The 4,749-nt window shown below is 46.4% G+C and carries 6 protein-coding genes and 1 pseudogene; all 7 read right to left on the bottom strand.

Annotated features, from left to right (window positions below; translation table 11 throughout):
- Window positions 1–428: 4Fe-4S binding protein (locus tag J4G02_11530; protein MCE2395207.1), on the bottom strand; the 428-nt coding region annotated here is incomplete at its 3' end.
- Between the two features lie 144 nt (window positions 429–572).
- Window positions 573–1,886 (bottom strand): NADH-quinone oxidoreductase subunit NuoH, encoded by a 1,314-nt coding sequence (gene nuoH / locus J4G02_11525; GenBank protein MCE2395206.1) that lies wholly within the window; start codon window positions 1,884–1,886, stop codon window positions 573–575.
- 78 nt (window positions 1,887–1,964) lie between these two features.
- Window positions 1,965–3,040, bottom strand: a pseudogene (locus J4G02_11520) (NADH-quinone oxidoreductase subunit D).
- 184 nt (window positions 3,041–3,224) lie between these two features.
- On the bottom strand, window positions 3,225–3,500 hold the full coding sequence (locus tag J4G02_11515; GenBank protein ID MCE2395205.1) for a type II toxin-antitoxin system PemK/MazF family toxin: 276 nt from the start codon (window positions 3,498–3,500) through the stop codon (window positions 3,225–3,227).
- A complete protein-coding gene (locus tag J4G02_11510) occupies window positions 3,487–3,729 on the bottom strand; it encodes a hypothetical protein (protein ID MCE2395204.1) in 243 nt (80 codons plus the stop codon). The genes J4G02_11515 and J4G02_11510 overlap by 14 nt, the downstream gene beginning before the upstream one ends.
- 76 nt (window positions 3,730–3,805) lie before the next feature.
- The gene (locus tag J4G02_11505; GenBank protein ID MCE2395203.1) at window positions 3,806–4,045 is read right to left on the bottom strand and encodes a hypothetical protein; all 240 of its coding nucleotides are present in this window, start codon (window positions 4,043–4,045) and stop codon (window positions 3,806–3,808) included.
- Between the two features lie 25 nt (window positions 4,046–4,070).
- Window positions 4,071–4,556 carry an NADH-quinone oxidoreductase subunit C gene (locus J4G02_11500; protein MCE2395202.1) on the bottom strand — a complete coding sequence of 162 codons (486 nt, stop codon included), beginning with the start codon at window positions 4,554–4,556 and terminating at the stop codon, window positions 4,071–4,073.
- Between the last annotated feature and the right edge of the window lie 193 nt (window positions 4,557–4,749).

Below are 4,749 nucleotides of genomic sequence, written 5' to 3'. Positions count from 1 at the left end.
TTAGCGATTTCCTTGCTCGACACAGTGACGGTTCTTTCGTCGCGTGTCTGAATCGTAACGGTTGTATTGGGCGCTGGTTTCTCGTCTCCCTCAATATTACCGACAATCTCTGTTCTATCTTTGAGATGGACCACGTTCATGCTATCCCAAAGTCGCTCGCCTTTGGGCAGTTTTTGGGTGGTAATGGTAATGCAATCGACAGGACAGATCATCTCGCATTTTTTACAACCGATGCAGTCCTCAATACGATTGTGTAGCTTGCCTCGATACCCCTTGGGGATCTCGCGGACATTCTTCTTCTGCTCAAAGGAGCGGTCGTAAGGATACTGATGGGTGACGGAGGGTTGTAACAACTGTTTGAAGGTGATACGCATACCGACGAGCGCTGTATAAACCCCCAAATAGATATTTGACAGGTAGTGGCGCATGATGAAACCTCCTTGCGAGGTAAATTTGTGTCCGTTTGGTTTTTATAGTAGATTTTAGAATTAATGAGACACTCCAAACCGGTGCGGTTGAAAACCGCACCTACCGGGGGGCGAAAGTGTCTATTTATTTTTTGAATCACTATATTAGGTTGTCGCAGAAATTCGCCTCTCCGCCGAACTGGGCGGTGGTTCAGGTCCCTTAGACAGACTCTTACCTAGCACGCCGAACGTGAAAATGAGTCCGAGTATAATAACAGCAATACTAATAATAATGCTTAACATCGAATCTTTCGGGAAAATCAACGCCCAGATTCCGACACCTAGGATATTGAAAAATGAAATCGGTATAAAATACTTCCAGCATAGATTCATCAACTGATCCACACGCAGGCGTGGCAGCGTCCAGCGCAGCCACATCATGACGAATACTAATAACAGCGTCTTGATAGCGACCCCCAAGAGTCCACTGAGGGTGATCGTTCTCAAGATAAAGCCGAGGATGCCGGCTTGAGGTAGCATCTCAGCAGGTACAATCCCGTGCCAACCGCCGAGGAACAGGGTTGCAGCAATTGCGCTGACTGCGAACATATTGGCGTATTCTGCGATGAAGAACAACGCAAAGCGCATACCGCTATACTCGGTATGGAAGCCAGCGACTAGTTCGGATTCTGCTTCAGGAAGGTCGAATGGAGTGCGGTTGACTTCGGCAATTGTTGATATAAAGAAGACAAAGAATGCAATGAAGGTGAACGGTGTCCGAAAAATTAGCCAATTCGCTATCCCGTCTTGTCCTTTGACAATTTCCTGCATGTTCAGGGACTGAACCAGCATGACCACTGTCAAAATGCCGAGACCAATCGGAATTTCATAGCTAACGATTTGGGCGGCAGATCGCATGGCTCCAAGCAGGGACCACTTGCTATTGGAAGCCCACCCCGCCATAATTACGCCCATCACAATGACGGAGGAAATCGCCATGATATAAAAGATGCCGATATTTAAGTCACTGATCAGAATAGATTTACCAAACGGGATCGCGGCGAATACGGCAAAAGAGCAGGCGAAGATAATATATGGGGACGCCACAAAGAGGAATTTATCCCCCTCTCGCGGGATGTGGTCTTCTTTGAAGATGAGCTTGACCCCATCGGCTAAGGTTTGAAGGATACCGTGCGGTCCGACTCGCATCGGTCCGACCCGATCTTGGATATGGGCGGACACTTTCCGTTCTGCTAAAACTAGACCGAGTGGGAGTAGGGGAACAACGGCGACAAAAATGACGCAACATGCGAGCATAATCGCCAATTCGCCGAGCGGGGCGGGGAGATGTGTTAAAAACGGTGCATGTTCTTGGACAAACCGCTGTGCCCAACTCTCAGAGGATTGGACGAAAAATTGATGTAAGTTTTCAGCCCCGATTCCATCGGGATTCAAAACAATTTGTAAACCGAGTGGCATTCAAACTCCTTATGCGTGAAATCCCGTTCCGAGGATCCTCGCTTAGCGGGACATGATTCGTGAAGATAGACATCGAATCTAGCGATCAACCTCTCCCATGACAATATCAATGCTACCAATGATTGCGATAATGTCCGCGACCATCAACCCTCTACTCAACTCTTGTAACGCACTCAACGCCGTGAAGCAGGGCGATTTGGCTTTCACACGCACCGGCTTCGGCGTTCCATCACTCACAATATAAAATCCCAGTTCACCGCGGGGGGCTTCGCTTCGGTGAAAGATTTCACCTTTGGGAGGACGTACCGCTTTCAACTCTGCCTGAATTGGGCCATCGGGCAGACCGGAATCAAGAATCTGCCGGATAATCCGGATCGACTCCTTCATCTCATCCATCCGGACTTTATAGCGATTCCAGCAATCGCCGGCGACCACGCCAAACTCCGGAATATCTCTGCCAACGGGAACGTCAAAGTCAAATCGGTCATAAATGGAGTACGGTTCATCTTTGCGTAGATCCCATTGTAACCCTGCCCCACGGAGGTTGGGTCCCGTAATGCCGTAGTTAATCGCCATTGCTGTATTCATGACAGCGACATTTGCTGTGCGCTCAATGAAGATGCGGTTGGCGGTGAGTAGCGAGTTGTACACATCGATCTGCGGCTCAAAATAGGCGGTGTATCCCTTGCAACGCCGCCGACACGGATATAATTGTATGTCAATCGCGCACCACAGATCTTTTCAAAAAGCAGGAGGATCTTCTCGCGGTCTCTAAAGGCGTAAAGGAACGGAGTGAAGGCACCGATGTCCATGCCGTAGGTGCCGAAAGACAGAAGATGGCTCCCGATTCGATTCAGTTCACCGATGAGGATACGAAGGTATTCCCCTCGTTCAGGGACGCCGGGAAATTTCCCCTCCTCCTTCATCATTAACTCTTCGACCGCCAGACAGAATCCCCAATTCATATTCATCGCTGCAATATAATCCATCCGGTCGGTAAACGGGATAATTTGCTGGTAATTTAGATTTTCGGAATGTTTTTCAAAGCAGCGGTGCAAATATCCGATATGTGGGATTGCATCTCGGACGATTTCCCCATCCAGTTTCAACTCAAGCCTTAACACGCCATGGGTGCTTGGGTGCTGCGGTCCCATGCTAACAATCATCTCATCTGTAAATGGCTTCAGTTCAATAAATTTGCTATCTTGTTGTGGTGCTGCCATGATGGATATCCTTAAAGTTTAAGATCAACATAAATACCATTATGTATCAGGCTAAATCAGCAGTCAGCTAATCACCTAGTTTTTTTAGCAGACGGTTATGACGTTCAGACGAAATTTATCCTATCGAACCAAGTATACGATGACGAGGAACAATTGATAAAAAGCCGAGTCGGATTAGAGATTTTTCCCGAAGACCACTCGATTCAAAATCCGGCTCAGTTGGGGATATGATTTCGTCAAAACCATCAACATATTGGTGCAATTGTGTCGAAATACCACAAATAAGTAAGTCTTGATAAAGTGGCATATTGCGTAGAATAACGGCAGGTCTATTCTTCGCTAGACCATCAGCTTGAAGAATAGGTGTGAGAATAACATCACCTTCCTGCATAGTGGGGATTCACCTTTTTAATCAAGTCGGCTGAATACTCTGGTTCGTCTTCCCCGTATCCCGCTTCTAAGCCTTGAACTGATAAATTTACCCATGCCTCACGCTCATCATCCGACAGATGGCGCGGTAAAATTGTAACAATAAGCCTTGTGTCTGGTTCCAAGTCAACCGGTTCATCCAAACAAATCTGCTTTCCATCAAAATGAGCGGGTACGGTTATCATTGGCATTTGTCTGTTTTCCTTGCTTTCGCGTCCGATTTAGCACGATACTGAATAAGGCCCATCGTATCAGTTACATAATGTTTCATCGTGTTGTTTTAGTATCAAGATGATGCCATATTTCTTTCCGTGCCTCTTGGATTTCTTCGTCAGTCGGTTCAAACCCTTCCCATAGACCACCAAGTTTGACTATATTTTTCGCTGCACAAGGTTGATATTCGTCCTTTAGGGATGTCACAAAGTCAACAACTACGGCTAGTTTATCTTCTGGCAATTCTTTAATCGTATTAATAATCTGTTGTTGATACTGTTCTGACAACGCCATCGTTTTTGCTCCCTCTCCATGTGCATCAATAAGGCACTCGCATCCCTCGATAGAACTCAGGCTCTGTATAATCCTTACGCATCGGGTAGCCTTCCCAATCGTCTGGAAGTAGGATTCGTCGCAAATCAGTGTGACCGTCAAAGATTATTCCAAATAGATCGTACGTCTCTCGCTCATGCCAGTTGGCGGTTCTCCAGATATGTTCAACGGTGGGAACGTGGGGTTCTTCTTCTTTGGGGAGAACAACTTTCAGGACAAGTTTGTGACGGTGGGTCATTGAGTAGAGGTGATATACGACGTAATAGTTGGGGTCTTTTGCGCCGAGATCCACTCCGCTCAAACACATCAAGAAATCGAAAGTCAATCCTTCATCTTCGGCGAGGTATTGTGCGACATCGGCAATTGACTCAGCAGCAACAACGATGAAGGGATCTGCAATGTCCTCTTCAAACGAGGCAATTGATTCTCCAAATTGATCTTTTAGGTTTTCGTAAATTTCTTGTGGTGTCACGGAAAAGTATCAACGCTTGGGAAGAGTTGCTAATAGCGTTGTAATTCCCCCTTCTTAAAATTTGAACCTGTGTTAGTTCATTTGTTCATTAGTACATTGGTTCATTTAATGAACTATAATAGATTTCAGAATTATTTAGACACTCCCAATGCACAGCCAACCCCCTAAATCCCCCTTATCAGGGGGACTTATG

The sequence above is a fragment of the Candidatus Poribacteria bacterium genome, from assembly GCA_021295755.1.
Lineage (GTDB): Bacteria > Poribacteria > WGA-4E > WGA-4E > PCPOR2b > PCPOR2b.
This window is presented reverse-complemented; position numbering and strand designations above follow the sequence as displayed.

Bases quoted from the DNA above. Each gene is read 5' to 3' on its own strand.
- J4G02_11510 (MCE2395204.1), bottom strand. From the start codon at position 3,729: ATGCCAATGATAACCGTACCCGCTCATTTTGATGGAAAGCAGATTTGT.
- J4G02_11505 (MCE2395203.1), bottom strand. From the start codon at position 4,045: ATGGCGTTGTCAGAACAGTATCAACAACAGATTATTAATACGATTAAA.
- nuoH (MCE2395206.1), bottom strand. From the start codon at position 1,886: ATGCCACTCGGTTTACAAATTGTTTTGAATCCCGATGGAATCGGGGCT.
- J4G02_11515 (MCE2395205.1), bottom strand. From the start codon at position 3,500: ATGCAGGAAGGTGATGTTATTCTCACACCTATTCTTCAAGCTGATGGT.